This window comes from Campylobacter sp. CCS1377 (assembly GCF_040008265.1).
Lineage (GTDB): Bacteria > Campylobacterota > Campylobacteria > Campylobacterales > Campylobacteraceae > Campylobacter_D.
The window spans coordinates 615,366-642,093 of record NZ_CP155620.1 but is presented as its reverse complement, the minus strand read 5'-3'; the positions used below and the strand labels follow the sequence as shown (position 1 = coordinate 642,093).

Sequence of the window (26,728 nt, the reverse complement as noted above, 5' to 3'; positions counted from 1 at the left end):
AATTTTTTGAAAAATTATAACAAATAAAAAGCATAAATTTCATATCTTTTTTATAAACTTTATGCAATTATTATATTTTTTAAAATAAAAATTTAAATTTTTACACATTAATTAAAGACTATTGCAATGAAAGAATTTTTAAATAGCCTAAATTACGGCATTAATACAAATCAAATCAATAATGAATTTAAGCAGATCTTAAGAGAACTTATAGCAAATCATATCGTAAAAGAATATAAAAATAAATTTTATATCAATAATGGCTATACTTTTGGAGTGCTTGATATTTCAAGTAAAGGCATAGGTTTTTTGGAATGCTTTGACGAAAATTTTAAAAAAGATCTACTCATAGAAAATAAAAATCTAAAAGGTGCAAATTACAAAGATATAGTTGCGGTAAAACTTTTACCTTTAAAGAAAAAACGCCCCAGTGCAAAAGTGGTTTTAGTCTTAAAAAGGGCCAATGAAACCTCTTTGGTTGTCACTAAAAAATACGGTGAAGCTGTGCTTGGAATGAATATCAAAACCGGACTAAGCACAGCTTTAAAAGCTTCTCAAAAATCTTTAAAAGCCCTACCTTTAGGCACTATTTTAAAAATAGAAAATGAAAATAACAACATCATAGAAGTATTAGGACACATTGATGATGAAAGTGTGGATGAGAAAATTTCACTTGCACTTTTTAATAAAAATAGTGAATTTAGTGACGCTTGCATCAAAGAAGCCTTGGCAAATGGCGATAGTGTAGATGCAAGCATGTATGAAAATCGTATAGATTTAAGAAATTTGGCTTTTTGCACCATTGATCCAGTCCATGCAAAAGATTTTGATGATGCGATTTATTTTGATACACAAAAACGCGAAATTTATGTAGCTATTGCTGATGTAAGCGAGTATGTTTATGCTTATAGTGCTATTGATAAAGAAGCTAGAAATCGTGGATTTTCCATATACTTTCCACATATTGCTATCCCAATGTTGCCACGTCCTTTAAGTGAAAACATTTGCTCTTTAAAGCCAAATTTGGATCGCTTGGCGTATTGTTTTAAAATCACACTTGATCATGAATGCAAAGTCATAAAAGAAGAGCTTTTTGAAGCTATTATTAACTCAAAACGCCGTTTTAATTATGATGAAGTGGATGAAATTTTAGTCAAAAAACCTGACTTAGCAGAGCTTTCGTATCTTTATGAGCTTTTTAAAATCACAAGTATTTTACGCAAAAATCGCCTTAAAAATGCTTTTGAATTTCGCACTGAAGAGCTTAGAATGACTTTGGATGAAAATTTAAGCCTAAAAAGCACGGTTTTTGAAAAAGATACGCCTTCACATAATTTAATAGAAGATTGTATGCTTTTAGCCAATAAAGCCGCTGCAAAACTTATCGATATAGGAGTTTTTAGAAATCACTTGAGTGCAGATTCTAAAAAAATAGACAAGCTAATAAATGAGCTTTTAGAACTTGGAATTGATGTGAAATTTAAACCCAATTTACCCGAACTCATACGTGATATCCAGGCTTTGGCTGATGAGTTAAATTTAAGAGCAGAGGTTGATAAACTCATCATTAAAGCGCAAAAAAAAGCGGAGTATTCTAGCGAAAATGCAGGGCATTTTGGCTTGGGATTTGATAAATATACGCATTTTACAAGCCCTATTAGAAGGTATTCTGATCTTATTTTACATAGACTTTTAAAAGCCAAACAAAAAAAAGATGATAAGCTTTTTAACTACTTGCTTTTAAACATACAAAGCACTTGCGAAAGTCTTAGCACGCTTGAAAGAGAAGCAGATAAAGTTGCTTATGACTTTATGGATAGAAAATTTGCTAGATGGGCGGCAAAAAATATAGGCAAAAAATTCAAGGCTTTAGTGGTGCAAAATGATGGAATTTGCATAGCAAAACTTGATGATGAAATTAAAGGCGCTGATATTATCCTTTATGATACGCGAGTAAATTTATTACAAAGCGTTGAAGTGCAGATTATAGAAGCTGATATTATCATGGCAAAAATTTATGCTAAAATCACAAAAAATTTAAATCCTTTAAAGGCAAAAAATGTATAGAAAAGATCTACAAAACTTGCTTTTAAAAGATAAATTTCCAAATTTTTTCTTTCTTTATGGAGCAGATAATTTTCAAAGCGAACTTTATGCTAATTTCATTAAACAAAAATGGAATACTGATGAGACTTTAAAAATCTTTTTTGAAGAGTATAATTTTTCTCGCGTGAGTGATTTTTTAAGTGGCGGATCGCTTTTTAGTGAAAAAAAACTTTTAGAAATCAAAACCAATAAAAAAATTCCTAGCAAAGAGCTAAAAATTCTCATAGAACTTTGCAAACAAAATCAAGATAATTTTCTACTTTTAGAACTTTATGATGAAAGCTCCAAGCAAAGCGATATAGAAAAGATTTTTGAAAATAACTTTGTAAGATTTTTTAAAGCAAATAACGCTAAAGAAGGTGTAGAGCTTTTAGCTATGAAAGCCAAAGAATTAAACATAGAAATCACCCAAAATGCTTTATTTGCTCTTTTTTCAAACTTTGATGAAAATTTATATTTAGCCGCTAGTGAGCTTAATAAATTTCAAGATTTAAGCATCGATGAAAAAACCATAGAGAAATATTGTTTCAGCTTAAGCGTAGTAGGCTTTGAAATGTTTTTTGAAAAACTTTTACAAGGCAAAAATATTAACACAGATCTTGAAAAAATTTTAGACAGTTTTAATGAAATTGCCTTAATTAATTCTTTAAATACTAACTTTTATCGTCTTTTTAAAATCGCTTTATATGCAAAAATTCATGGGAAAATGGATTTTAAAGAATTACTTGGTTATACACCTCCAGCACAAGTAGCTAAAAAACTAGAACTGCAAGCCTTTGGAATTAAAATTTCTCAATATCAACAAATTTTTACTCTATTGCTCGAAAGTGAATATGAGTTAAAAAATAATTCAAAACTTTCCAAAAAAGAATTTTTAATCGCGACTTTATTAAAGCTTTCACAAATTCTAAAAACAAAATAAAATTTTCTAATTTTTCTTGACTCAAACACTAACACTTAAGATAAATTTGCAAGCAAAATTAGTATTTAAAATTTTATAAAAATTAATGTATTTAAAAAACAATTAATAACAAAAAATATTTTGGAATAGAAGTTATCAAAAGCAAGGAAAAACCTTGCTTTTTATTTATTTGCTCTTTCTATATACTCTCCACGCACGGTATCAACGCGTATAACTTCGCCTTCTAATACATGAAAGGGAATTTGTACTACTGCACCCGTTTCAAGTGTTGCTGGTTTTTTATTTGATCCTTGTGTATCGCCTTTAAAATTTGGAGCTGTTTCGATAATCTTAAGCTCTACAACCTGCGGAACTTCCACACCAATAGCTTTGCCATTGTGAAAAAGCACATCAACCATCATACCATCAAGCATCCATTTTTTTGCCTCACCTACATCTTCATCACTAATTGCCACTTGCTCATAAGTCTGCGTATCCATAAACTGGCAATTTTCTCCATCATCATAAAGATATTGCATTGTTTTATCTTCCAAATTTGGAGCTTCGCATTTATCGCCTGCATGAAAAGTTTTTTCAAGCACTTTACCATCAATAAAAGATTTGATTTTTATACGCACAAAAGCAGGTCCCTTGCCCGGCTTAACATGTTGATATTCTACGATTTTAAAAGGAACGCCGTCAATTTCTATTTTAAGACCTTTTTTTAAATCGCCCATTGAATAAGATGCCATATTTTTCCTTTATAAAAAAAATGAAGTTTTGATTTTAGCAAATTTTACTTGATATCTCAATAAAATTAATTTTTTATACCCGAAAAATTAATAAAAAATAAGCTTTTTTAGATAAAATAAGCCCACGCATAGCAAATGCTCGCTTCGTTATGAAGAGGAAAGTCCGAGCTGCAAAAGACAAGGATTCCATCTAACAGATGGCTAGGGAAACCTAAGGGACAGTGCAACAGAAAGAAAACTTCCATTTTATGGTAAAGGTGAAACGGTAAGGTAAGAGCTTACCAGCGATTTTGGTAACAATTTCGGCTATGTAAACCCAATCCGCAGCAAGAAGGGATGGTTTTTGTCTTTATTGGAACCCTTCGCTTGATTTTGTTTGCAAAAACAAAACTAGATAAATGAGCATTCACGACAGAACTCGGCTTATCGCTATGCTATTTTATATATTTGCTTGCTCTTTGTAGCTTTTTAATATCTTGAGCTATACTTTCTTTTTTACTTGAAACAATTTTAATTGCCTCTTGCAAAAGAGCTCTAATTTCTTCAAGTTTTCCTTGATGAGGATCTAAGGTTTTTATAAGACTTGCGATACTTTCAATATCTTCTTTTATGATAGCTAATTTTAAACTCTTTATCCATTCTTCTTGCTTCATTGCTGATGTACTTCTCTCCACGCTTCTAATAAACCTTTTACAACATTAATTACCTCATCAATTCTAGCTTCATTATTCTCTAAATTTGCCAAAGATAAGAGTTGAATTTCTCTCGTATAAAGCCCGCTTAAATAATGTGCTACCTCTCCGCCTTTTTCATAATCAAGACCATTAATAAGCTCAATAAAAATCGCTGTGGCTCTTTTTATATAATACACTCTTTGCTCTATGTCCTCATTTTTAATAGCCACTTTAATCCTTGAGCAAAAACGCAAAAGTCCTTCATAAAGCATTTCTATAAGTTTTTGTGGGGATTCAACCCCAATTTGATTTTGAGAATAAGCATTATAGGCAAAATTGTTTTGCATAAAAACTCCTTTTATTGATTGCTATTATTTGCCGCATTAATCATTTGCGTAATGGTATTTAATTGCGTATTTAAATTATTTAAAATAACCTCATATTGCAAAAATTGATTTGCCATCGTTTCATATCTTGTATCAATTAATGCTTGAGTTGCTTCTTTGGATTTTGTAAGTGCTTTGGTATCTTGTGTCAAACTCTCATCATATTTAGTTAATGAGCCATTTGAGCCAACTATACCTTCTAAGGTTTCCTTAAGTTTAGAAAATACACCTAAACCTTCAACAGGTTTAGCAATAATACTTGTTTTACTAAGCCCAAATCTCTTAAGAAACTCTTCATTGCCCTCTATTGCAAAATCGCTTCCACCGCTACCTTTAAATTTAATTTTATAGCCTTTTTCGCCATTTTGATTATATTCTTCAAGTTTGGCTTCTAAGCCTTCAATACGAAAACTATTAATATGATTGACTAAATTTTGAAGCATTTCTTCTTCGGTTTCACCTTTTAAAACAAAAGGTTCCCCACTTGGAGTTTTTGAAAAATCATAAGTTTCATAATTATAAACAATTTTAAAATCACCACTTTTAAAAGCTATACCGTCTTTACCTTCTCCAACAAAGTCTTTCAAACTACCTTCTTTAATCAAATCCCCAGTATGATTGATATCTTCATATTGAGTAATACCTGAAAAAAAGCTTTCTGCCATTTCAGGATTTTCTTTAAATTTAGACTCAAAAGCAGAAGCATCAAAAGATAAAGTACCAGACTCACTCATAGTCAAGCCAAAGTCTTGCATAGAAAGCATTACGGTAGCAGAAATTTTATTTCCATCTTCATCTAAAACACTACCTGTAACACTTTGACTTTGAAAAAGATCTGCGATAATTTTTGAACGAATACTATTAACTTCGCTTACCCCTTGCAAAGTTCCTTTTGTCCCAGTTTCGGCATTAAAATCTGTTGCTGCATTTAAATTTAAAACCAAATCATTATAAGCATCAACCATCTCTTGCATAGCTGTAGTAATGGCTTCTGTATCTTGTTGCACATCAAAATTAATTTCGCCTGTTGTATTTAAGGTAAGAGTTAAACCCACACCCAAATCAGTAATAGTATTACTAGGTCTTGTCATTTTAATACCATCAAGCGTAAATTCGGCATTTTGCGCTTTTTGGATATGCAAAGGATTTTCTTCATCATCTACAATGCCAAAACCTTTAAAATCTTTTGGATCAATAGGCTCATTACCAGCATCTTTTTTATCTAATTTCCAACCAAGATTTTCAAAAATTTTTGTAGCATTTTCATTGCTAACATATTTTCCATCTTCATTCTTTGTTCCATCAAAAAAACTTATCGCACTATCTTCGCCTGTTTCTTTGCTGGTTAAAGTGAGCCTATAAGGAGTATCTTTTTCTCCGGTGTTTACGATTTTAGCAGTGATTTCTCCACCTGTTGCAGTGTTGATTTTATCGGCTAAGTCTTTATAAGTAGTATTTTTATCTACAGTAATTGTATAGGCTTTATCTTTTTGAAAAAGCGTAAAAGATACAGGAGACTCTAAGTTAGAATTAACATAACCCATATCATTTTCTAGACCTTTACTTTGATAAACATCTTTTTGTGCTAGTTGAGTAACATTGATTTTCATACTCTGTAAAGCCACGCCACTATCAACCACTAAACTTGCCGGTGGATTATCTGTAATGCTTCCTACAACTTTTCTTTTTGCAAAAGCCGTAGCATCAGCCAATGAAGAAACTGCTGATTTAAAAGTTGAAAGTTTTGTAATAATTTCAGTTAAATCTTTTTGTTTGGCAGTATTTTCTTCAATTTTAGAAGTATAAGGCGTAAGACGAGCTGCCTCATCTGCTTTTTTTAATTGATCAATAATATCTTGTGTTAATACCCCAGAACCAAATCCCAAACTTGATAAACTACCAAATGCCATTTTAACTCTCCTTATCGAATATCATTCCTATTACATCTTGAAGATGCTCTGCTAATTTTAAAGCTTCTTCGCTAGGAATTTGTCTTATTAATCTTCCTGTATGTTTTTCCGTAACGCTAACATACATAGAATGAATTTTATCATTAAAGCCAAATTTTATATTTGTCCCTAAAGACTCCGCTTGTTGATTAAGCTTTTCTGTTAACTTGCTTAATTGCTCATTTATACTCTCATTTTGAGTATTGCCTTGTTCTGTATTTTGTGCCACATTACTAAATTCTACTTTTTGATTCAAAGAAGTTGAATTATTAGCAAAAAAGCTATTATCAATTTGACTATTTACCTTCATTTTAAAATCCTTTTTAAAATTGATTTACTATTGCCTAGTCTTCAAATCGGATATTTTTAAAAAAAATAAACAATCTTTTTAACAAAAAACAAAAAATGTTCCAAAAAATTAAAAAATCTCAAATTTTTCAAAAAGTTCTGAATTTTTTTCTAAAATATTTCTCAAAATCAAATCTTCAATCACACTCTTAGTGCAATCAGTTTGTTTAGGCCAAACTCTTTCATAATTCTCAAGCCTACTTTTTGCTGTCGCATCAATACAAAGCTTATCTTGCTTGATAAAAATATCTCTTTTTGCATCGATATTATTAACCACGCGCCATACAAGCATATAAGGATTTTCAAGCTTGTTGTTTGCATCTAAAAAGACTAGAATTCTAAAATGTTTTTTAAAATCAAGCAATTTTTCAAAAAGTCCTAAAATTCTTTCTTTTTTATCAAGTAAAATACAAACAATAGGACTTTTACTTTCTTTATAAAATTGTTTTAAATTGATAAGCTCGATTTTGCTTTTAAAAAGTTCTAATAATTTTTCATCCTCTAAAATTTCAAGCTCTTCTGTCTCATTTTCTTCACAAGCATCAAGCCCTGCCTTACCTCCAAAACAAGCATTAGGAGATGCGTGATCTAATTGATCACAAATTCCTTCAGAAATTAAAATTTTATTTACGCTAAAACGATTTAAAATATAAGGAATTAGCGCATTATAATCATCTAAATTTGGAGCTTTGCTATCTACAAAAATAGCATGTTTTACAAAACTCATTTGCCCTACTCCCCAAAAAGCGTGCATGATTTGTTGTGCATGTGCAGGATATTTTGCATCGATTTTTGCTAAGATAAGATTATGAAAAACTCCATTTTCAGGCATTTTATAATCAAGTAAATCAGGAACTGAGGTTTGCAAAAGCGGTAAAAACACCCTTTCAGTCCCAAGTCCCATAATTTTATCTTCTAAAGGAGGTTTTCCCACAACCGTTGCTTGATAAATCGCGTCTTTTTTGGCATAAATTTTTTCCACTTTCATCACAGGAAAAAGCTCAGCAGGAGTATAAAAACCTGTATGATCTCCAAAAGGTCCTTCAATTTTAAATTCTTCTAAATCCACATAACCTTCAATCACTATGTCGCTATTATACGGAACAAAAATTCCATTCTCGCAAGGAGTGAGTTTAGCTGGAGTTTTTTTGATAAAACCATAAAGTAAAAGCTCAAAAATCCCTTTAGGTAAAGGAGCTTGACCACACCAAATATAAAGCGGATCACCGCCTATTGCGATACTTACAGGCATTTTTTTCAAACCGGCATTTTTATACTCATGATAAAAATTCGCCCCATCTTTATGAATTTGCCAATGCATTAAAAGTTCATTTTTATCGCTTATTTGTAAACGATACATTCCAAGATTATTTTGCGTTTTATCCAAATTTTGCGTATAAACTTGCCCCATAGTAATGAATTTACCCACATCATCTTCCCAAGTCTTAAGCACAGGCAGCTCTTCAAGCGAAGATAAAATTTCATAATCATACAAAGCCTTATTGGCTTTAAGTCTTTTTGGTGGAACATTTTTAAGACTTAATAAAGTCATAAAAAAATCCATTTTTGCCTTGAAATTTGTAGGAATATGCATTTTTGTGAGTTTTGAAATTTCATCAGCTACCTCATTAAAATCGCGTCCAAAAGCTAAATTTAAAGCCAACTCATTACAAAAAGTATTCATTAAAACAGGAAATTTATATTTTTTATTTAGTTTTTTATCCACGGGATTTTTAAAAAGCAAGGCCTTACCATTTGGCTTTTTAGCTTCTATATAGGCTAAATGCGCAATTTCAAGATCTACATCAACAGGCTCTTCAAAAACTTTTAATAAATCATTTTTTTTTAAAATTTCAATAAATTCTTTCATATCATACTTTCAGCTTTTTTTAAAAGTTCTTTAGCACCTTTGGTTATAAATTCTTTAGCCAACTTTTCTCCAAATCCTTGAAATTCGCTTTTTTTAATCATTCTTTTATCTTGCAAAATTTCACTACCATCAGGGAGTCCTAGTACTGCACGCACACAAATTTCTTCTTCATTTAGCTCTGCATTAATACCTATTGGCACTTGACAACCCCCTTCTAAGGTAGAGATAAATTCTCTTTCTATGGTACTTTCAATCAAAGCATTTTCATCATTTAAACATTTTAAAAGTTTGGTGATTTCTTCATCTTCCACACTTTCTATGCCTAAAATTCCTTGAGATGCCGCAGGAACTAATTCATCTTTGCTAAATTCATAAACAAAATTCACTTCTTTGTCTAAATTAAGGCGTTTAATGCCTGCCATAGCCAAAATAATCGCATCAAAATCGCCATTTTTTAGTTTTTCTATGCGAGAATTTACATTTCCACGCAAAGAAATAATCTCTAAATCAGGTCTTAATAATAAAAGTTGCATTTTGCGTCTAAGACTTGTGGTACCTATTTTTGCACCTTTTGGCAAAGAGGAAAAATCTTTGAAATTTTGAGATATCATCGCATCATTACTTTGCTCTCTTTTGCTTACTGCTGCTAAAATCAAACCCTTAGGAAAAAAACTTGGTACATCTTTTAAACTATGTACCGCCAAATGGGCTTTTCCTTGCAACATACTCTCTTCAAGTTCTTTGGTAAAAAGTCCTTTTCCACCGATTTTTGCTAAAGGAGAATCAAGTAAAACATCGCCCTTTGTTTTAAAGCCTTCTAAACGCACCTTTATTTGATGAGTTTTTTCAAGCATACCGGCTATATATTCGCTCTGCCATAAAGCAAGTTTACTTTTTCTTGTGGCTATAATAAGTTCTTTCATTTTCTTTCCTCTATAATCTCAACATCAATAATCTCTTCATCTTTATGATTAAATTTATGCGAAAAATACTCCTTGCTTTTTTTACTTGTGCTAAAAAATAAAGCAAACAAAAATACTAAAAAACCAAAAATACTGCTTAAAACTCCCGGTAAAATCAATAAAAAAGCTGCAATTACAAAAGAAAATTGCTTCAACATCTCTTTAACGCTCAAAACTTGAAAATCAAGCATGTTCTTCCAAAAAATTGCAAGCAAAATCACCCCAATAATCATACTAAAAAGCATAAAAAGTAAAAAATTACTAAAACCAAAAGCTATAATAAAAAGCACACAAGCTACAAATTCACAAACAATTAAAGGAACTAGAGAAAAACTATATTTTCTTTTCATAATATCTTCTTCTTAATTATCTCTAAAATTTCACTGCTTTTAACAAGTTCTTTTTGCAAATTTGCTCTTTCTATTAATTCCACTTCATTATTTTCCAAACCCTTGCCAATAACCACGACATAAGGAAAACCCATAAGTTCAAAATCGTTCATTTTAACACCAAAGCGTTCATTTCTATCATCAAGCAAAACTTCGATACCTAAGTTTTGCAAATTCTCATAAAGCTCATTTGCAAATTCTAAAGCTTTTTCGTCTTTAATATTTGAAACAATAATTTCAAGTGCAAAAGGAGCTAAAGCTTTATTCCAAATGCAACCCTTTTCATCATGACTCGCTTCAATAGCTACCGCAACCAAACGCGACACGCCTATACCATAACAGCCCATGTAAAAAGCTTGACTTTTGCCATTTTCATCCAAGAAATTTGCATTCATAGCTTTTGAGTATTTTTGTCCTAATTTAAAAATATGTCCTACTTCTATACCCTTGCTTTTTTTGAGTTTTCCACCACATTTAATACAACAATCATTTTCTTTAACTTCTATTAAATCCTTAAAACGATCTTTGTTTAAATTCACCACATCAATGCCAATTAAATGATAATCTTTTTCATTGGCACCCATTATCATTTGCTTTTCATTTTCAAGCTCAAAATCGACATAAAAATCAATGTTTTTCAAACCTACAAAACCTATAAATCCAGTGACTAAGCCCGCTTCTTGAAGTTCTTCTTCGCTTGCATCTACAAGCTCTAAAGCTTTACAAGCGTTTTGTGCCTTTGTCTCTTGCAACTCATCACTCCCGCGCACAAAAAATACAATAAGCTTGCTTTCATTCTCATAAATAGCTTTTTTTACCACTGCTTTAATGGTATAAAATTCATCAATCTTAAAAAAGTCAGCCAAATCTTTAATGGTTTTAATATCTGGAGTGTGAAACTTACTCGCATAATTTGCCTCAGGGCGTTGAGCTTTGCAAGTTTTTTTAGCTCTTTTTGCTGCTTCAACATTGGCGGCATAATCACAATTCTCGCAAAGTAAAATATCATCTTCGCCATTTTTCGCTAAAACCATAAATTCCTTAGAACCACTTCCCCCAATAGCTCCACTATCAGCCTCCACTGCCCTAAAATCTAAACCCATTCTTTGTAAAATTTTAGAATAAGTCTTATACATCAAATCAAATTCTCGTCCCAAATCTTCTTCATTAGAGTGAAAACTATAACCATCTTTCATTAAAAACTCACGACATCTTAACAGTCCAAATCTTGGTCTTGCTTCGTCGCGAAATTTAAGCCCTATTTGATATAAGTGCAAAGGAAGTTGCTTGTAAGATGTAATTTTGTTTTTTACCAAAGAAAGCATGGCCTCTTCATGCGTTGGCCCTAAAACAAATTCATTTTCTTTTCTGTCCTTGAAGCGCAAAAGCTCTTTACCAAAAACATTATAACGCCCGCTTTCTTGCCATAAACTTGCAGGAGTTACAAAGCTTAGATTGACTTCTTGTGCTCCTGCTTTATCCATTTCTTCTTTAACTATATTTTTAATTTTATCTAAAACCCTTTTTCCTAAAGGTAAAAAATTATAAAGTCCGCTTCCAATTTGCTCAATAAATCCTGCACGCGTTAAAAAAATATGACTTGGTAAAGTTGCATCTTTAGGAGCTTCTTTTAAACTTGGTGCATAAAATTTGCTAAATTTCATCATTATTCTCCATATTAAATTCACATTTGTATTCATTTGAATTTTCAAAATTATCTTGCAAATCAAAAATATAACGCATAGCATCAACCACTACATCGCTTTGCATCTTACCTTGAATATGCCTTAAATTTACCGTTGGGGTATGCAAAAATGCTTTAAAAACTTGATGTATAAGTCTTCTTGCTTCCTCTTCATTGGAATGTTTTAAATAACCTTTATCTAAAGCGATTTGAAGCTGTTTTTGAGCACACTCTTTTGCTTTTAACCTTAAATATTTAATTAAGGGCGCTAAGTTTAAATCTCCAAGATATTGAAAAAATTCCTCTGTCATTCTTGCAATAATTGCATAAGCAATTTGCGCTTGATGCTCTCTTAAAGCCAAATTTCGTTCTACAATCTCTTCTAAATCATCTACCGTAAAAACTTCAATACTATTATTTTTTTGTAAATCAATATCCCTTGGCACTGCAATATCAAAAAAATATCGTTTAAAAGCTTTTGTTTCTAAAATATCTTGAGTGATGATACACTCCAAGGCATTTGTAGCAGAAAATATTACTTCATAATTATTAATATAATAAGGCAAATTTTCCAAACTATCAAATTTACCCCGCAAATTCAAATCTTCAAATAAAGCCTTTGCGCGTGCAACATTACGATTAAGAATAATAATTTCTTTGACATGGGACATCAGATGTCTACAAGCAAGCTCGGCCATTTCCCCAGCACCCACCACAACAACACTTTTATCTTTCAAATCAATTAATTCTCTTGCCTTATTTACAGCAACAGAAGCCACAGAAACAGGATTTTTAGAAATCTGAGTTTCATTCCTTACTTTGGCGGCACATTTAAAAGCAAAATACAAAGCTTGCGAAAGATGAATGTCTAATGCTTTTTCATTTTTAGCAAAATAAAAAGCATCTTTTAACTGTCCTGTAATTTGTGTTTCACCGATTACCAAACTATCTAAAGAGCTGGCCACTGAAAAAAGATGATGGATTGCCCCACTATCTTCGAAAACATCAGCCTTTTGATTAAGCAGTTCTTTATCAACTTCGCAAAGCAAAGCAATACAGGCGTTAATATGTTCGCTAATTTTCGAAAGCTCTTTTACATAAGCAAAAATTTCAACCCTATTGCAAGTGCTAAGAACAAAACTTTCTTGAATATTTGCATGAGAGTTGATTAAACGCAAAATTTCTTTTTTTTTGGTTGCGTCTGAGAAAGAAAGTTTTTCTCTTAACGCAATATCAGTATTTTTATGAGTAAAACTTACGCAAAAATAATGCATTAAAAATTCCTATTTATCATATTTTCAACAATTTGATTTAAAGCATTATTTTGATATTTTCCTACAGCTTTTAAAGCCAAAATTCCATAATTTTTTGCTAAATCAATAACAGAATCTAAAATTTGATGTTTTTCCAAATTTATTTTCAACCATTGTAATTCTTCTGAATTTAAATCTTTTTTAAATAAAGTTTTTAAATAATTCTTATCTTGGGTATTTAATTTTTCATAAAGATAAATATAAGCTAAAGTTGTTTTACCTTCTTTAAAATCACTCATGGCAGGTTTTCCAAGCGTCTTTTCATCACCTTTAATATCTAAAATATCATCAATCAATTGAAAAGCAAGTCCTAAATTTTTACCGTATTCCCCAAAAGCATCTTCATCATATCCAGCTAAAATAGCTCCGCATTTTGCGCTAGCTTCAATCAAAACCGCTGTTTTGTTATAAATCATTTTTAAGTATTGATTTTTATCGTTATTAAAATTTTGGCTTAAATTCACATCCATAAGTTCGCCTATGGCAAGTTTTACAACCGCATCTGAAATGATATTTGCAAATTTTGCTTCCATTTTACTTAACTCATGAAAAGCCTTAGAATACAAAATATCGCCAAGCATTAAAGCGTTTTTTGTGCCAAATTTCGCATTAACAGATTTTGCTCCACGCCTTAATTCACTCTCATCAACAATATCATCGTGCAATAAACTCGCCAAATGTATAAGCTCTATTACAGCGCAAATTTTAAAAGAATTTTCGCTTTCACCTGCAATAGCTAAAAGCAATTTAGAACGCATTTTTTTACCTGATTTTGTACCAGAAAGCATTGTTAAAATAGGTTCATAATCAAGTTCTTCTAAATACTGCCTTATCAAATCATCTATTTCTTGCACTTCATATCCTTAAAAGCTTAATTTGCATCATTTTCTTGTCCCCTTAGCGGTTTTACTTGAGACTCGTTAAAATTAATCATGGGCACCACTTGATTGTTTTGCGGTGGATTTTGCAAAGGTTTTTTTCTTGGATCTAAGAATTCCACCATTAAACGAGACTCCTTATCTTCTATATAAACTTTAAAAGTTGCTAAGCCCTTATTATAGCCACTAAATTCTAAAATAAGCCTTGCTCTATCAATATGTGGATTTTTATAATCAGGGATCAAAGTTTGAGTTGCCCAATTTAAATTCCTACGCAAAGAAAGGACAAACTGTCTTGGATATTTTCTGAATTTTGTATGAACGATAAGATTAGTATTATCAAACAAAGTCCAGTAAAAATCAAAATTTTGCACCTCATTTTCAAAGCCCAATTCTTTAATTTCCACACTGGCTCTTTCATCTTTTTTTAAAACAAATTCATAAGTGTGTTCAAAAATAGGCTCACTCGCAAAGGCGAAAACGCAAATGCAAAGAGTAAATAAAAATTTCAAAATCAGCCCTCATGACCTAAAATTTTAGCACCCAATTCTATAAAAATATCATTGTGTCTTTGTGTGATAAAATCCCCATTTTCAAGTATAAAATTTTTCACATCTCCTTCGTTTAAACCTTGCTTTTCCAGCAATTCTATCATGGCAATATGCTCAGAAAAAAACTCTTCAAAAACTTTTTCTAAAGCACCCAAATTTCCATTTTGTATGATTTCTATAAATTTTTCTTTGGGAGTTTTATTTAAAATTTCATCAAAAAGATCCATATTCTTTTACCTTAAAATTATATTTAAAGTTAAGATTATAAAACCCTATCAATTAAAATCAGTTTAATTTTAAAAAATTACGGAGTAAAGGACGCCAAAAGGCGTCATATTAAGAATGTGCTTTTGTATTTTGCGCGTATTTAATACCCAAATCAAAAGCCTTAGCATTTGCATCTCTTGTCTTAGCAGGAACCATATGAAGCATGGTTTCTTTTAAAACATTTAAATCAATACATTTGCTCATATAAGCAGCAATGGCAAGTGCCACAACAGATTGAGTAGCAACATTTCCCACCTCATCTTTTGCGATAGTAATGATAGGAATTTCAAAAATTTGCCATTTTTTATAGTCTTCGCTTTCAGGATGCACTAAATTTGGTTCCACTACTATGATACCACCCTCTTTTACACCACCGCGAAATCCTTTATAGCCTTTATCTGCAGTTGAAAGCATAAAATCAACTTCACCTTCTACTGCATAAGGGAAAAGAATTTCCTTATCATCGATAATAATATCAACCTTAGTAGGACCCCCTCTAACTTGCGAGGTATAAGTAGAAGCTTTAAAAGCATAGCGACCTTCTTTAATCGCCGCTTCAGCTAAAATTTCTCCTGCAGTAATAACACCTTGTCCGCCTTCGCCGCCAAATCTTAATTGATATTTCATTTTAAAGCTCCTAAATCAACCATTCTATTTTCTTTAGCCGCTCTTCGAACTTCCTCATAAGCATGGCAATACTCGGCTTTACTTTCATCTTGATGCAAAATTCCTGTAGGAAATTTATCTTTTCTTTCTTCAAAATCCAAGCCATCAAATTTAGACTTATCCACTACACGATTTTTAATCCAATCAAGCATAGCCACCGCTTCGCCCATTTTGTTTTTTCTACCTAAATTGATATGGCAGTTTGAGAAAACATCTACAAAACTATAACCCTTATGCGCTAAAGCCTTATAAATCAAATTTTCTAGTTTATTTGCTTCAATTACATTGCCTCTTGCCACAAAAGAAGCTCCAGCAGCCTTAGTTAATTCACATGCATCAAAATTTGGATCAATATTACCATGTTGAGCGGTTACAGTATAAAATCCTTGCGGAGTTGTAGGAGAGGTTTGTGAATTTGTAAGTCCATAGATAAAATTATTAATCACAATATGAGTTAAGTCAATATTTCTACGACATCCATGAATGGTATGATTTCCACCAATTGCTAGAGTATCGCCATCACCACTTACCACAATCACATGTTTGCTTGGATTGGCTAATTTTATACCTGTAGCATAAGCAATAGCTCTTCCGTGAGTCGTATGAACGGTATTACAATTTACATAAGAACTCATTCTACCACTACAACCAATACCCGAAACCAAACAAACATCATCCATATTCCAACCAAGTTTTTGCACAGCACGGATAATACATTTTAAAACAACACCATCACCACAACCCCAACACCATTGAGTTGGAAGTTTATCTACCCTTAAGTATTCATCATAATCAAATGCCATTTTATATATTCTCCTTTACTTTAGCAATGATCTCACTTGGAGTGATAGGACGACCATTTGCACGATGCAAACTGATAAAATCGCGACGAGAACTTACTCTTTCAATTTCTTCTAAATATTGTCCCATATTTAGCTCACTTACCATTACTTTTTTAAATTTGGCTACAACTTCTGCAATTTTTTTCTCAGCCACTGGATAAAGAGTAATTGGGCGGAAAAGTCCTACTTTTAAGCCTTCTTCTCTAAGTCTATTGATAGCTTCTTTTGCTGAACGACTTACACTTCCATAAGCAATGATTAAAAATTCAGCATCATCCATCATATACTCTTCATAGGCACAAATATCATCGCTATTGTTTTTAATTTTACCTATAAGTCTTTCCATATTTTTCTTTACTATAGCACCATCTTCAGTTGGAAATCCTATATCTCCATGATGTAATCCTGTTACATGGTAACGATAACCTGTAAAGAATGGATTAAGCGTTGCAGGTTCATTTTCGCCCGCTGCATAAGGTTTATAATCTTTTTTATCGCCTGTAAATTTTTTACGGTTTATAATCTCTATATCTTTTAAATCAGGTAATACTGCTTTTCCGTTCATATGTCCTACAGTTTCATCCATAAGTAAAAATACAGGAGTCATATATTTTTCTGCCAAATTAAAAGCTCTTATAGTTTGCAAATACGCTTCTTCCAAAGATGCTGGTGCGATAGCTATGCTTGCAAAATCTCCATGAGTTGGCGCTTTTGCTTGAAATAAATCTCCTTGTGCCACCCTTGTTGGAAGTCCAGTTGATGGACCACCCCTCATAACATTTACAATTACAAGCGGAATTTCAGCAATAAACGCAAGTCCAATTTGCTCTGCTTTTAAAGAAATTCCAGGACCACTACTTGCAGTCATTGATTTTACACCACTCATTGCAGCACCAATAGCCACGCTCACACCCGAAATTTCATCTTCCATTTGAATAAAAGTTCCATCATTTGCCGGCAATAAATGACTTAACTCATGTGCAATTTCAGAACTTGGAGTGATAGGATAACCTCCAAAAAATTTACATCCACAATCAATCGCAGCTTTAGCGATTAAAACATTTCCTGTTGCTATAACTTCTCTCATATCCTATCCTATGCACTCAATTTTTTATATTTATTTTTTTTCACAGCTTCAGCTCTATCTTTTGCTTCGCTTGTGAGTTTTGCAAATTTAAACTCTTCTCTTTTTGCCACCATAATAGCAAAATCCGGACAATGCGCCTCGCACTCGCTACATCCTATACAAGATTCAGGATGAACAACTTCTATCATTTGTCCTAAAACCGCATGAATATCATCACGCATAGCTAAAACTCCTGCAGGACAATAGCTAACGCAAATATTACAAGCTTTACACCTATGCTCATTTACCCAAACAGGGGTATCTTTTGGAGCTACTATACTCATAATTTTTCCTTTATCAACCTAATATTTTTTGAATTTCTTCGCCAATTAAAGCTGGAGAATCTACCACATGAATTCCATAAGACTTTAATGCTTCTTTTTTAGCCGCAGCACTCTCATCTGCACTGCCTACAATTGCTCCTGCGTGTCCCATTCTTTTACCCTTTGGCGCAGTCGCTCCAGCAATGAATGCTACCACAGGTTTACTAATATTTTCTTTAATAAATTTAGCTGCTTCCACTTCTAAGCTACCACCAATTTCCCCTATCATTACAATAGCTTTAGTTTCATCATCTTTTTGAAATTCGCTCAAAAGTTCTTTATAAGCAAGCCCTATAATAGGATCTCCCCCAATTCCTACCGCAGTAGAAATTCCATATCCACCTTGAACAACTTGATTGGCTGCTTCATAAGTTAAAGTTCCACTTTTTGAAATAAGTCCTACGCAACCTTTTTTGAAGATAAATCCTGGCATAATGCCTAATTTACACTCTTCAGAAGTGATAATTCCTGGGCAATTTGGTCCTATGATTTTCATACCTTTTTTATTTGCATATTGCTTAGCAAACATCATATCTTTAACCGGAGTATGCTCTGTAATTACAACTGCAAGTTTAATGCCCGCATCAGCTGCTTCAATCACACTATCACCCACAGCAAAAGCAGGAACAAAAATCAAGCTCACATCAGCTCCTGTAGCTTTAACCGCATCAGCTACGGTATCAAAAACTGGCTTTCCAAGATGAGTTTGCCCACCTTTATGAGGGGTTACACCTCCAACTATATTTGTACCATAAGCCATACATTGTTCTGCATGAAAAGTTGCCTCTTTACCTGTAAAACCTTGAACGATTACTTTTGTATTTTTATTAACCAATATACTCATTTTTTATCCTTATCCTACTAAACTTTTTACTAATTCTGCGCCATTTTTAAGATTGGTGGCTGCTTTGATATTTTTAAGATTTGAATTATCTAAAATTGCCTTAGCTTCAGCTGCATTTGTACCATCAAGACGAACAACAATTGGAATATTAACCTCAACATTTTTAGTCGCTTCTAAAATTCCATTTGCAATTCTATCACAACGAACAATACCACCAAAGATATTGATAAATATCACTTTTACATTTTTATCTCTTAAAATGATTTCAAAAGCTTTTGCAACCGTTTCAGGTGATGCACCACCACCCACATCTAAAAAATTTGCAGGTTTTGCGCCACTGTAATTAATAATATCCATAGTCGCCATTGCAAGTCCAGCACCATTTACCATACAAGCTACATCGCCATCCAATTTTACATAGCTTAAACCAAATTCAGCCGCTTCTCTTTCAGCTGGATTTTCTTCTGTGATATCTCTAAGCTCAGCAATTTCTGGGTGACGATAAAGTGCACTATCATCAAAACTACATTTTGCATCAAGTGCATAGAAATCGCCTTCTGCAGTTTTGATTAGAGGATTGATTTCAAGCATATTCATATCTTTATCCATATAAAGCTTATAAAGCTTTGCTATCATAGAAATAAGTTTTTTGCTTTCATCTTTGTCAAGTCCCAAAACTTTTGCCACTTCAAGTCCATGGAACATTTTAAAACCAATTTGCGGATCAATGCCTACTTTTGCAATTTTTTCTGGACTTTCTTTAGCTACTTTTTCTATATCCATCCCACCTTCACTTGAAGCGATAATGGTGATTTGTTCTGCCATTCTGTTGAACAAAATAGCCAAATAATATTCTTTTACAATATTTGCACCACTTTCTACATAAAGCTTTTGTACGAGTTTTCCTTCTGGTCCTGTTTGATGAGTAACCAAATTCATACCTAAAATTTGACTTGCATAGCCTTTTACTTCATCTAAATTTTTAGCAATTTTAACACCACCACCAAGACCACGGCCACCTGCGTGAATTTGGGCTTTAACTGCCCAAACACTACCGCCTAATTCTTTAGCATTTGCCACAGCCTCATCAACACTAAATGCAACTTTTCCCTTTAAAGTAGGGATACCATTATCTGCAAAAATCGCTTTTGCTTGATATTCATGTATATTCATTTTATTCCTTTATGTATTGATATTTTATTAATGATTTTTTTATTTTATCTTTTTCTTCGTTGCTAAGATCAAGTTTCATGATCTCAACAACACCTTCTAAACCTAATCTTGCCATCGTTCCCAATGCTTTATTTTGCACTCCAAATTCTCCATGCAAAATCACACTCATAGGCAAAAATTCTCCACTCCTGATAGACTCAAGCATTCTCACACAAGCACTAGCAGGCGCCAAATAAGCCGAGGTTTTCAAATGCTTTATAACCTTAGCACCTCCTGTCTTTACTTCATTTTCTAAATCTTCAAATTCTTCTTCACTTAAAAGTTCACTTATTTTTTGATTTTTCACACTTGCATAAGATTTAACCAAAACCATATCATCATTATGAAAACCAATTAATCTCGTATCTACACTTGAAATTTTCGCTTTTAATTTTTTAGCAAGCTCATATTTAAAACGAGCATTATCTAAAACTCCTGCCATAGCAACAATCTTTTTGGAAGAAAAAATTTTACTCTCATAAAGAGTATTAAGTAAAAAATCCACCGGATTAGTTAGGATAATAAAAAGCGGATCGGCGCTAAATTCTTTAATTTTTCTAGCACAATCGAGCATTATGTTGGTATTAAGCTGCAAAAGCTCTTCTCTACTTTGTCCGTCTTTTCTTGCAAAACCTGCACTAAAAAGCACAATATCTGAATTTTTTGTATGAGAATAATCCGTAGAACAAATCAACTCAATATCCAAATTTAAAGCCGCTATGCTTTGAGAAAGTTCAAGTTCTTTTGCATAAAGTAAATCTTCATTAATATCAACTAAAACAATTTGCGTTGCAAATTCTCTTAAAATGATCGCATAAGCAACACTTCCGCCTACATTACCCGCTCCGATGATTGCAATTTTCATCTTTGTCCTATTTTTTCTATAATGGCATTAAAAGTCGCACTTGGACGCATAATTTTATTTACTTTTTCATCATCAAATTTATAATAACCGCCAAGATCAACTTTAACTCCTTGTGCATCATTAAATTCAGCTCTAATTTTTTCTTCATTAGAAGAAAGCTCTAAAGCAATATCTTTAAAAAAGCTTTGAAGTTCTATATCATTTGCTTGTCTTGCTAAATGATTTGCAAAATACATGGCCAAATAAAAATGACTCGTGCGATTATCATCTTCTTTGACTTTTCTTGATGGAGCTTTATTGTTTTCAAGCCATTCTCCTATAGCTTCATCAAGACATTCTGCCAAAACTTTGGCTTTGTGATGATTGCATTTATTGGCATAAAATTCTAAACTCGCTTGTAAAGCTAAAAACTCGCCCAAACTATCCCAACGCAAATGATTTTCTTCTACTAATTGTTCCACTTGCTTCGGTGCTGAACCACCCGCTCCTGTTTCAAACATCGCTCCACCGTTTAACATTGGCACAACAGATAACATTTTTGCACTAGTTCCAAGCTCTAAAATAGGGAAAAGATCGGTTAAATAATCTCTTAGCACATTTCCTGTGATAGAAATCACATCTTTTCCTCCGCGGATAAGCTCTAAACTTTTTAAACAAGCATCATATGGCGCTAAAATAGCTATATTTTTACCCTTTTCTTTCAAGCGATTTTGCACCAATTCGATCATAATTTTATTGCTTGCTCTTTTGCTATCCAGCCAAAAAATCGCTTCGGTACTTGTTAAATCAGCTCTTTCAATGCCTAAATCGATCCAATTTAACACCGCATCAAATTTAGCTTGATTAGCCCTATAGATATCGCCTTTCTTAACCTTATGCTCCAATAAAACTTTACCATTAACAATGATTTTAAAAGTCCCATCTTCTTTAGCCACAAAGGTTTTATCATGCGAGCCGTATTCTTGAGCTTTTTTGGCCATTAAACCCACATTTGAAACACTGCCTAATTTTGCAGGATTCAAAGTGCCATTCTTACGCAAATCTTCAATTACAGCCTCGTAAATAGTCGCATAAGTTTGATCAGGAATGACTGCATTAGTATCTTTTTCTTTGCCTTCTTTATCCCACAATCTTGCACCATTTTTAAGCATTGCAGGCATAGAAGCATCAACAATCACATCGCTTGGTACATGTAAATTTGTAATACCTTTGTCTGAATTTACCATAGAAATATCAGCAGAATTAGTCAAAATTTCATTATATTTTTTTAAAATTTCATCTTTTTTGCTTGAAGTTTCAACCTTGCTCAAAAGCTCACTTAGTCCATTATTTGGATTGATTCCTAGTTTTTCAAATTCATCTTTAAATTCTACAAATAACTCTTTAAAGAAAGTGCTTACCGCATAACCAAAAAGTATAGGGTCGCTTACTTTCATCATTGTAGCTTTTAAATGCAATGAAAAAAGCACATCATCGTCTTTGCTAGCTTTAATTTCTTTGGCATAAAATTCTTGCAACTTTGCTACATCCATAAAAGTAGCGTCTAAAATTTCATTCTTTTCAAGTTTTAAACCTTCTTTTAAAACTTCACTTTTGCCATTATTTCCTACAAATTCGATACTGGCAACGCAATCCTCATTGATTAAAACCGCTTTCTCATTAGAGAAAAAATCACCTTCCTTCATATAAGAAACACGAGTTTTTGAATTAGGATTAAACTCAACCACACGATAAGGATTATTTTTCGCATAATCTTTAACTGCTTTAGTAGAGCGACGATCAGAGTTTCCTTGTCTTAATACGGGATTAACCGCAGAACCTAAAACTTTTTGATATTTTGCTTTAATTTGCGCTTCTTCATCATTCTTTGGTTCATCTGGGTAATTTGGTAACATATAACCCTTGGCTTGCAATTCTTTAATTGCTGCTTTAAGTTGTGGAATAGATGCTGAAATATTAGGTGTTTTAATGAGATTTGCTTGCGGATTTTTTACAAGTTCACCTAAAATTTCTAAAGCATCTTCGCATTTTTGCGTATCTTTTAGATATTCACCAAAATTAGCCAAAATTCTTCCAGACAAAGAAATATCGGAAGTCTTAACACTTATATTAACTCTATTTAAAAAAGCCTGCACTATAGGCAAAAAAGAATAAGTCGCAAGAGCGGGCGACTCATCTGTTAGTGTATAAGTTATGTGCATCTTATTCCTTTTATTTTATTTTCCTCTGACAATATATAACAAAGTAGATTAAAAAATAAAATTTTATTTCAACGAATTTTTATTATGTCTTAAATTTACACACTTAACTTAAAAATTACTTAATTAAATAAATTTGCTGGCAATTCAAAAATATTTTTTATCAAATTTAAAGGTGTTTTTAAGGTCTCTGTTAAAATTTGAGTGTGAAATTCCGGATTATCAATTTGTCCATCAACCTTTACCGTTGTTGAAATTTCTCGATTCTTACCCAAAATAATTTGATTAATAATAGGAACTTTAGAAATAGCCTCAGATGTTGATTTAAGGGTTTTTAATTGTAAATCAATATTTAAAGCATTACTTTTTAAATTAATCACCCCTGTGCCTAAAATATCAATACTATCTCCATCCAAATTTAAACCTTCCAAAGTTAAAATATCACCTTTTCTATTAAATACAACTGCGCCTTTTTCTACATTTAAACCCTTCTCGTTAAAAGTGGGTGTTTTAAAAAGCAATAAACTCGGAATTGTGTCCAAAAAACTTACCAATTGATTTTGAAACTTCAGGCCTGTAAAATGAGTATTTTTAATCCAAATCTTACCCTTATATTCTTTCGAACTTTTACCTTCTATTAAAAAATTAAAAACTCCATTTTCAACCACCGTTCTTCCAAAAAAATTATTTAAAACTTCATCGCTAATATTAGAAATTTTTAAAATCATTTTTTCAGAATTAAATTCAAGATCAAAGTCACTTTGTTTATAATTTGCTACAACTTTTACATGATCATTTAAAAGATTTGCTTTAAGATTATCAAAACTTAAGGTTTTATTAAAATCTTGCAAAAACAAAGCACTATTTTGCGCATTTATGTAAGTAGGTTTGCTGACAATATGTGTGGTAATTTTTTCACTGTCTGAATTTTTATAAGCTAATTTTAAATTTTTTATAAAAATATGATTAACATCATCATTTAAATCAGCACTTACTAATTCACTTTGGGTTCTAATTTTTATACCACTAGAATTTTTACTTATAAAAAAACTATCTTTAACATAAGGCTTATCATTGGCATAAAATTCGCTGTCAAATATACCATTTTTCACTACCATTTCAAAATTATCAAAATCCTTAGTATAAAAAGTAATATCTTCAGTATTTTGAAATTTAAATTTTTGCAATAATTCCGAATAAGGTTCAAATTTTTTAAATGAATGCACCCTTAAAAATAAACCGTCGCTTAAATTCATATCCAAACCCCATTCTGAAGAGCTTAACCTTTTTTCACCTTCAAAATCAAATACAAATTGCATATTCTCATTTTTCATATCAAGTAGCATTGGTAAAGAAAGTTTGCTTAAATTTAAATCAAAAATCCCTTGCTTTTGAAAAAAATTTATACTAGCATTAAGTTCTGCTTTTAAAAAATCACTTTCCATATTTGGCACTATTATACTGGCTTTTTCATCTTTTAAAATGACTTTTGCTGCACTGACATTAAGATCAAACAAATCAAGCTTTGCATCCTGCATATCAAATTCACCCAAATAATACACAGAATTTTGTGCTTGAAAAGGAATTTTTAAAATCAAATCACTTTTTAACTTTCCACTTAATTGATTAAAAGGTAAATCAATATCATAAAGTTTTAAAATTTTATTAACATTTTTATCTAATAAAAGCTGGGAAGATTTTATATGAAGAAAAATGCCTATTTTGTCACTTTGCATAATATCATATAAATACACCTTGCTTTGAGAAATATCATATTGATTAAATGCAGCTTCTTTAAAATTGAAATCTAATTTTTGCTTGCTCAAATTCATATCAAGATGAGGAATTTTAATCGCATCTATATTATCATCGAGCTTTACTAAAACATTTTTTGCATAACCAAAAGCTTTAATTTCATCATAATAATAATTATTATGTGCCAAATCTGCAAACCCACTAAAATAATCAAAATGATAAAAATCGCCCTTCACTTTTTTGCCAACCCATTCAAGTAAATGAGAATCTAGATTATATTTTTGATTGATTTTCAATAAAACCTTTTCTATATCATAAATATTAATATCTTCTAGTTTATAGGCCAATTGATTTTTTTTATAAGAAAACGAAGCATTAAAATCTACTTCAGGAGCTGTAACTTTACCACTAAAAAAATAAAATTCACTATTGGTATTAATAGAAATATTTCCATCAACACTAGCATTATAATCTTTTACTTTCATTTTTATAATATTAGCATTTATTTCATTTTCAGTTCTTTGTAAATTCAATTTTAAAAATAAAGTAGGATTGTTGATAAAAAACTCATTATTTTTAAATAAAAACTGAAATTCTTGTCCCTTGATATTCAAATTTTCAATATTAATTTCTTGAGTGAAAAAATAAAGATATTTTAAACCTTTGCTGATATCAAAAATTTCTCTTGCCATGCTTTGACTCTGGATTGAGCTTGCGTTATCATCTTCTTTAAAACTAATTTTTTTTGCTCTTACAATTAATTTTTTATCTATTTTAATATATAATTGCTCAAGTTTTAAAAAATCGAAATTCAAGCTTGATATAGAAATACCAAATTTTAAAATCACAAAAAGGATAAAAAACACAATGAAAATAAGTCCAAAAACGCGTGCAATTTTTTTTATCATTTCAAATTTCTTTCTTATTTTAATCCTTGCAATTTTTTATTATTTACTTTTGCCTATAAAAAGCAATAGTGTTGTTTACATACCGCAAGGTTCAGTAGGACAAATTATAACCTATTTAAATAACAATCACTACAATATGAGCAAAATTGACAAATATATTTTATTTCTCCTAGGCCACCCTCAATCTGGCTGGATCAATATAGGCACAAAACCTCTTAATAAAGTCGAATTTTTACACAAACTTACTGTTGCTAAAGCCGCACTTGAAAGCATTACTTTAATACCAGGCGAAACAACAATCATTTTTTTAGAACAACTTGCAAATCAGCTAAATTTAAATAAAGAAAAATTACTCGCAGAGTACAAAAAACAAGCCGAATTTGAAGAGGGTATGCTTTATCCAGAAACTTACAAAATTCCAAAAGGAATTACAGAGCCTTTATTGATTTATTTTTTACTAAAACATTCAGAAAATACTTATAAAAAAATCGCCATGCATTATCTTACCTTGGATGATCTTAAAAGTAGAAAATGGCGTGAGATTATCATTGCAGCATCTGTCGTGCAAAAAGAAGCGGCAAATAATGATGAAATGCAGATGGTTGCCAGTGTGATTTATAACCGTTTAAGAAAAGGAATGAAACTTCAAATGGATGGGACGCTAAATTATGGAATTTACTCCCATACTAAAGTAACACCTGAGAGAATAAGACAAGACAACAGTTATTATAATACTTACAAATTTGAAGGTTTTCCCAAAGAAGCAGTCTGCAATGTATCAATAAACGCCATTCGTGCTGTAATTTTTGAAAAAAGATTTTTCGATAAAAATAAAAAAGGCTCAAGTGATTATTTATATTTTATGAGAGATAAACAGAGCGGAAAACATATTTTCAGTACAAATTTAAATGATCACAATAAAGCTATTGATTTGCAAAAAGGCAAATGATTTTTAAAAT

25 protein-coding genes and 1 other RNA gene are annotated in these 26,728 nt (G+C 31.6%); 4 read left to right on the top strand and 22 right to left on the bottom strand.

Going from position 1 to position 26,728, the window contains the following annotated elements; translation table 11 throughout:
- The first annotated feature begins 126 nt into the window (after window positions 1–126).
- Both AAH949_RS03285 and holA read left to right on the top strand, forming a co-directional pair.
- Window positions 127–2,067, top strand: a complete 1,941-nt coding sequence (locus AAH949_RS03285) for a ribonuclease R family protein (protein ID WP_348518969.1) — start codon at window positions 127–129, stop codon at window positions 2,065–2,067.
- On the top strand, window positions 2,060–3,028 hold the full coding sequence (gene holA, locus AAH949_RS03280; RefSeq protein WP_134238957.1) for a DNA polymerase III subunit delta: 969 nt from the start codon (window positions 2,060–2,062) through the stop codon (window positions 3,026–3,028). The genes AAH949_RS03285 and holA overlap by 8 nt, the downstream gene beginning before the upstream one ends.
- A 161-nt stretch (window positions 3,029–3,189) precedes the next feature.
- Here holA and efp read toward each other — a convergent pair whose 3' ends face one another.
- Window positions 3,190–3,759 carry an elongation factor P gene (efp, locus tag AAH949_RS03275; RefSeq protein ID WP_134238958.1) on the bottom strand — a complete coding sequence of 190 codons (570 nt, stop codon included), beginning with the start codon at window positions 3,757–3,759 and terminating at the stop codon, window positions 3,190–3,192.
- A 123-nt stretch (window positions 3,760–3,882) separates the two neighbouring features.
- Between efp and rnpB the strand changes: the two genes are divergently transcribed.
- An RNA gene (gene rnpB / locus AAH949_RS03270) (RNase P RNA component class A) lies at window positions 3,883–4,200 on the top strand.
- Here the strand turns inward: rnpB and AAH949_RS03265 are convergent.
- The 21 genes from AAH949_RS03265 to AAH949_RS03165 all read right to left on the bottom strand — a co-directional run bounded on the left by AAH949_RS03265 (window position 4,194) and on the right by AAH949_RS03165 (window position 25,769).
- The gene (locus AAH949_RS03265) at window positions 4,194–4,433 is read right to left on the bottom strand and encodes a hypothetical protein (RefSeq protein WP_348518968.1); all 240 of its coding nucleotides are present in this window, start codon (window positions 4,431–4,433) and stop codon (window positions 4,194–4,196) included. The genes rnpB and AAH949_RS03265 overlap by 7 nt on opposite strands.
- Complete coding sequence (gene fliS, locus AAH949_RS03260; protein ID WP_134238960.1) at window positions 4,409–4,780, bottom strand: flagellar export chaperone FliS; 372 nt, start codon at window positions 4,778–4,780, stop codon at window positions 4,409–4,411. The genes AAH949_RS03265 and fliS overlap by 25 nt, the downstream gene beginning before the upstream one ends.
- Before the next feature lie 11 nt (window positions 4,781–4,791).
- Complete coding sequence (gene fliD, locus AAH949_RS03255; RefSeq protein WP_348518967.1) at window positions 4,792–6,729, bottom strand: flagellar filament capping protein FliD; 1,938 nt, start codon at window positions 6,727–6,729, stop codon at window positions 4,792–4,794.
- Window position 6,730: 1 nt separating this feature from the next.
- A complete protein-coding gene (locus tag AAH949_RS03250) occupies window positions 6,731–7,078 on the bottom strand; it encodes a FlaG family protein (protein WP_134238962.1) in 348 nt (115 codons plus the stop codon).
- Window positions 7,079–7,186: 108 nt separating this feature from the next.
- Window positions 7,187–8,986, bottom strand: a complete 1,800-nt coding sequence (locus tag AAH949_RS03245) for a menaquinone biosynthesis decarboxylase (RefSeq protein WP_348518966.1) — start codon at window positions 8,984–8,986, stop codon at window positions 7,187–7,189.
- Window positions 8,983–9,909, bottom strand: a complete 927-nt coding sequence (hemC, locus tag AAH949_RS03240) for a hydroxymethylbilane synthase (RefSeq protein WP_348518965.1) — start codon at window positions 9,907–9,909, stop codon at window positions 8,983–8,985. The genes AAH949_RS03245 and hemC overlap by 4 nt, the downstream gene beginning before the upstream one ends.
- Window positions 9,906–10,298 (bottom strand): FxsA family membrane protein, encoded by a 393-nt coding sequence (gene fxsA, locus AAH949_RS03235; protein ID WP_134238965.1) that lies wholly within the window; start codon window positions 10,296–10,298, stop codon window positions 9,906–9,908. Before fxsA ends, hemC begins: the two co-directional genes overlap by 4 nt.
- Window positions 10,295–12,004, bottom strand: coding sequence for a proline--tRNA ligase (locus AAH949_RS03230; RefSeq protein WP_348518964.1), 1,710 nt, complete (start codon window positions 12,002–12,004; stop codon window positions 10,295–10,297). The genes fxsA and AAH949_RS03230 overlap by 4 nt, the downstream gene beginning before the upstream one ends.
- The gene (hemA, locus tag AAH949_RS03225) at window positions 11,991–13,295 is read right to left on the bottom strand and encodes a glutamyl-tRNA reductase (protein ID WP_348518963.1); all 1,305 of its coding nucleotides are present in this window, start codon (window positions 13,293–13,295) and stop codon (window positions 11,991–11,993) included. The genes AAH949_RS03230 and hemA overlap by 14 nt, the downstream gene beginning before the upstream one ends.
- A complete protein-coding gene (locus AAH949_RS03220; protein ID WP_134238968.1) occupies window positions 13,295–14,188 on the bottom strand; it encodes a polyprenyl synthetase family protein in 894 nt (297 codons plus the stop codon). The genes hemA and AAH949_RS03220 overlap by 1 nt, the downstream gene beginning before the upstream one ends.
- A 17-nt stretch (window positions 14,189–14,205) precedes the next feature.
- The gene (locus tag AAH949_RS03215; RefSeq protein WP_243832614.1) at window positions 14,206–14,724 is read right to left on the bottom strand and encodes an exporting protein; all 519 of its coding nucleotides are present in this window, start codon (window positions 14,722–14,724) and stop codon (window positions 14,206–14,208) included.
- 2 nt (window positions 14,725–14,726) lie between these two features.
- Entirely contained in the window at window positions 14,727–14,990 is a 264-nt protein-coding gene (locus AAH949_RS03210) for a DUF2018 family protein (protein ID WP_134238970.1), read from the bottom strand.
- 109 nt (window positions 14,991–15,099) lie between these two features.
- Window positions 15,100–15,657: a 2-oxoacid:acceptor oxidoreductase family protein gene (locus AAH949_RS03205; RefSeq protein ID WP_134238971.1), complete on the bottom strand. Its 558-nt coding sequence runs from the start codon at window positions 15,655–15,657 to the stop codon at window positions 15,100–15,102.
- The gene (locus AAH949_RS03200) at window positions 15,654–16,499 is read right to left on the bottom strand and encodes a 2-oxoglutarate ferredoxin oxidoreductase subunit beta (protein ID WP_134238972.1); all 846 of its coding nucleotides are present in this window, start codon (window positions 16,497–16,499) and stop codon (window positions 15,654–15,656) included. Before AAH949_RS03200 ends, AAH949_RS03205 begins: the two co-directional genes overlap by 4 nt.
- Window position 16,500: 1 nt before the next feature.
- Window positions 16,501–17,625, bottom strand: coding sequence for a 2-oxoglutarate synthase subunit alpha (locus AAH949_RS03195; protein WP_134238973.1), 1,125 nt, complete (start codon window positions 17,623–17,625; stop codon window positions 16,501–16,503).
- 8 nt (window positions 17,626–17,633) lie between these two features.
- Window positions 17,634–17,948, bottom strand: a complete 315-nt coding sequence (locus AAH949_RS03190; protein WP_134238974.1) for a 4Fe-4S dicluster domain-containing protein — start codon at window positions 17,946–17,948, stop codon at window positions 17,634–17,636.
- Window positions 17,949–17,961: 13 nt separating this feature from the next.
- Window positions 17,962–18,831, bottom strand: coding sequence for a succinate--CoA ligase subunit alpha (gene sucD / locus AAH949_RS03185; protein ID WP_072230414.1), 870 nt, complete (start codon window positions 18,829–18,831; stop codon window positions 17,962–17,964).
- A gap of 9 nt (window positions 18,832–18,840) precedes the next feature.
- Window positions 18,841–20,004 (bottom strand): ADP-forming succinate--CoA ligase subunit beta, encoded by a 1,164-nt coding sequence (gene sucC, locus AAH949_RS03180; protein ID WP_348518962.1) that lies wholly within the window; start codon window positions 20,002–20,004, stop codon window positions 18,841–18,843.
- Window position 20,005: 1 nt separating this feature from the next.
- Window positions 20,006–20,908, bottom strand: a complete 903-nt coding sequence (locus AAH949_RS03175; RefSeq protein ID WP_348518961.1) for a malate dehydrogenase — start codon at window positions 20,906–20,908, stop codon at window positions 20,006–20,008.
- A complete protein-coding gene (locus tag AAH949_RS03170; RefSeq protein ID WP_348518960.1) occupies window positions 20,905–23,109 on the bottom strand; it encodes an NADP-dependent isocitrate dehydrogenase in 2,205 nt (734 codons plus the stop codon). Before AAH949_RS03170 ends, AAH949_RS03175 begins: the two co-directional genes overlap by 4 nt.
- Window positions 23,110–23,228: 119 nt before the next feature.
- A complete protein-coding gene (locus AAH949_RS03165; protein WP_348518959.1) occupies window positions 23,229–25,769 on the bottom strand; it encodes an AsmA-like C-terminal domain-containing protein in 2,541 nt (846 codons plus the stop codon).
- Here AAH949_RS03165 and mltG point away from each other — a divergent pair.
- Window positions 25,729–26,718, top strand: coding sequence for an endolytic transglycosylase MltG (gene mltG / locus AAH949_RS03160; protein WP_134238979.1), 990 nt, complete (start codon window positions 25,729–25,731; stop codon window positions 26,716–26,718). The genes AAH949_RS03165 and mltG overlap by 41 nt on opposite strands.
- Window positions 26,719–26,728: the final 10 nt, after the last annotated feature.

What these genes read in the sequence shown, in the direction of transcription:
- fxsA (WP_134238965.1), bottom strand. Translation starts at nt 10,298, where the DNA reads ATGAAAAGAAAATATAGTTTTTCTCTAGTTCCTTTAATTGTTTGTGAA.
- fliD (WP_348518967.1), bottom strand. Translation starts at nt 6,729, where the DNA reads ATGGCATTTGGTAGTTTATCAAGTTTGGGATTTGGTTCTGGGGTATTA.
- AAH949_RS03205 (WP_134238971.1), bottom strand. Translation starts at nt 15,657, where the DNA reads ATGAAATATCAATTAAGATTTGGCGGCGAAGGCGGACAAGGTGTTATT.
- hemA (WP_348518963.1), bottom strand. Translation starts at nt 13,295, where the DNA reads ATGCATTATTTTTGCGTAAGTTTTACTCATAAAAATACTGATATTGCG.
- AAH949_RS03165 (WP_348518959.1), bottom strand. Translation starts at nt 25,769, where the DNA reads ATGATAAAAAAAATTGCACGCGTTTTTGGACTTATTTTCATTGTGTTT.
- mltG (WP_134238979.1), top strand. Translation starts at nt 25,729, where the DNA reads ATGAAAATAAGTCCAAAAACGCGTGCAATTTTTTTTATCATTTCAAAT.
- AAH949_RS03230 (WP_348518964.1), bottom strand. Translation starts at nt 12,004, where the DNA reads ATGATGAAATTTAGCAAATTTTATGCACCAAGTTTAAAAGAAGCTCCT.
- AAH949_RS03175 (WP_348518961.1), bottom strand. Translation starts at nt 20,908, where the DNA reads ATGAAAATTGCAATCATCGGAGCGGGTAATGTAGGCGGAAGTGTTGCT.
- AAH949_RS03210 (WP_134238970.1), bottom strand. Translation starts at nt 14,990, where the DNA reads ATGGATCTTTTTGATGAAATTTTAAATAAAACTCCCAAAGAAAAATTT.
- sucD (WP_072230414.1), bottom strand. Translation starts at nt 18,831, where the DNA reads ATGAGTATATTGGTTAATAAAAATACAAAAGTAATCGTTCAAGGTTTT.
- AAH949_RS03190 (WP_134238974.1), bottom strand. Translation starts at nt 17,948, where the DNA reads ATGAGTATAGTAGCTCCAAAAGATACCCCTGTTTGGGTAAATGAGCAT.
- fliS (WP_134238960.1), bottom strand. Translation starts at nt 4,780, where the DNA reads ATGCAAAACAATTTTGCCTATAATGCTTATTCTCAAAATCAAATTGGG.
- holA (WP_134238957.1), top strand. Translation starts at nt 2,060, where the DNA reads ATGTATAGAAAAGATCTACAAAACTTGCTTTTAAAAGATAAATTTCCA.
- AAH949_RS03285 (WP_348518969.1), top strand. Translation starts at nt 127, where the DNA reads ATGAAAGAATTTTTAAATAGCCTAAATTACGGCATTAATACAAATCAA.
- AAH949_RS03245 (WP_348518966.1), bottom strand. Translation starts at nt 8,986, where the DNA reads ATGAAAGAATTTATTGAAATTTTAAAAAAAAATGATTTATTAAAAGTT.
- efp (WP_134238958.1), bottom strand. Translation starts at nt 3,759, where the DNA reads ATGGCATCTTATTCAATGGGCGATTTAAAAAAAGGTCTTAAAATAGAA.
- AAH949_RS03170 (WP_348518960.1), bottom strand. Translation starts at nt 23,109, where the DNA reads ATGCACATAACTTATACACTAACAGATGAGTCGCCCGCTCTTGCGACT.
- AAH949_RS03250 (WP_134238962.1), bottom strand. Translation starts at nt 7,078, where the DNA reads ATGAAGGTAAATAGTCAAATTGATAATAGCTTTTTTGCTAATAATTCA.
- AAH949_RS03200 (WP_134238972.1), bottom strand. Translation starts at nt 16,499, where the DNA reads ATGGCATTTGATTATGATGAATACTTAAGGGTAGATAAACTTCCAACT.
- AAH949_RS03195 (WP_134238973.1), bottom strand. Translation starts at nt 17,625, where the DNA reads ATGAGAGAAGTTATAGCAACAGGAAATGTTTTAATCGCTAAAGCTGCG.
- sucC (WP_348518962.1), bottom strand. Translation starts at nt 20,004, where the DNA reads ATGAATATACATGAATATCAAGCAAAAGCGATTTTTGCAGATAATGGT.
- hemC (WP_348518965.1), bottom strand. Translation starts at nt 9,909, where the DNA reads ATGAAAGAACTTATTATAGCCACAAGAAAAAGTAAACTTGCTTTATGG.